This window comes from Mesorhizobium sp. M7A.F.Ca.ET.027.02.1.1 (assembly GCF_004022985.1).
Taxonomy (GTDB): Bacteria; Pseudomonadota; Alphaproteobacteria; order Rhizobiales; family Rhizobiaceae; genus Mesorhizobium.
Genome location: NZ_RZOL01000740.1, coordinates 1 through 1,394, shown reverse-complemented (window position 1 = coordinate 1,394; position 1,394 = coordinate 1). Strand labels below are relative to the sequence as shown.

1 protein-coding gene is annotated in these 1,394 nt (G+C 64.0%); it reads left to right on the top strand.

The genetic code is table 11. The annotated features are described in order from the left end of the window. Positions 1-106 precede the first annotated feature (106 nt). On the top strand, positions 107-1,394 hold a 1,288-nt coding region (locus tag EN749_RS35740; RefSeq protein WP_128364926.1), incomplete at its 3' end, for a DEAD/DEAH box helicase family protein.

The following is a 1,394-nucleotide window of genomic DNA, read 5'->3' as shown; positions in this document are numbered from 1 at the left end:
CCTTCCCGCCTGCTCCTGACAGCAGGCTGTCAGGAGCAGCGCTGTCCGGCACGCCTCTCCCCACCGCGCCCTTTCCATTTTGGCCAGGAAATCCCATATTCGGGACATGGCCAAATCTCCCGATCAGAAAACGCCGCCGACGGCGAATGACGACCGCGCCGCGCCGAAGCGGCGCAGCCCGCTGACCGATTTCCTGGACGCTTCGGAACCGCTGCACAGAGGCGGCTTTGCCGAGATGCCGCAGCCGGAGCTCTCTGGCACGCCGCTGACCGGTTCGATCGCGGACTGGGCCGAGCAGATCGAGGAGGAAGCCGAAAAGGAAGGACGTCTTGCCGGCAAGGGCGACGGCGGCAAATCGCCGAAGCCGTCGAAGAAGATACCCGAGCGCTCAAGCTCGCCCGGACGCAGTTCGCGCGGCACCTCGATGGGTGGCGCGGCGTCAGCCAGGGAGCGCACGGCAGCCGGCCTCAATCCGGTCGCCGGCCTCGACATTTCGCTGGAAGACGCCGAGACGATGGCTTCGGGAAGCGTCACTGCGACCGTCGCCGCACTGTCGGCGCTGATCGAATCCGGCAATCCGCTGCACAAGGACGGCGTGCTGTGGATGCCGCACCGCCCTGCCCGCCCGGAAAAGTCCGAAGGCGGCATCGCCATCAAGATGGTGTCGGATTTCGAGCCGGCCGGCGACCAGCCGACCGCCATCAAGGATCTGGTCGAAGGCGTCGACAACAACGACCGCACCCAGGTGCTGCTCGGCGTCACCGGCTCCGGAAAAACCTTCACCATGGCCAAGGTGATCGAGGAGACGCAGCGCCCTGCCTTGATCCTGGCGCCGAACAAGACGCTGGCGGCGCAGCTCTATTCCGAGTTCAAGAAATTCTTCCCGGAAAACGCCGTCGAGTATTTCGTCTCCTACTACGACTATTACCAGCCGGAAGCCTACGTCCCGCGCACCGACACCTTCATCGAGAAGGAATCCTCGATCAACGAGCAGATCGACCGCATGCGACATTCGGCGACGCGTTCGCTGCTCGAGCGCGACGACGTCATCATCGTCGCCTCGGTGTCCTGCATCTACGGTATCGGCTCGGTCGAAACCTATACGGCGATGACCTTCCAGATGCAGATCGGCGACCGGCTCGACCAGCGTGCGCTGCTCGCCGATCTCGTCGCCCAGCAGTACAAGCGCCAGGACATCAATTTCGTTCGCGGCTCGTTCCGCGTGCGCGGCGACACGATCGAGATCTTCCCGGCCCACCTGGAAGACCGCGCCTGGCGCATCTCGATGTTCGGCGACGAGATCGAGCAGATCACCGAGTTCGACCCGCTCACCGGCCAGAAGACCGGCGAGCTGAAAAGCGTCAAGATCTACGCCAATTCGCACTATGTGACGC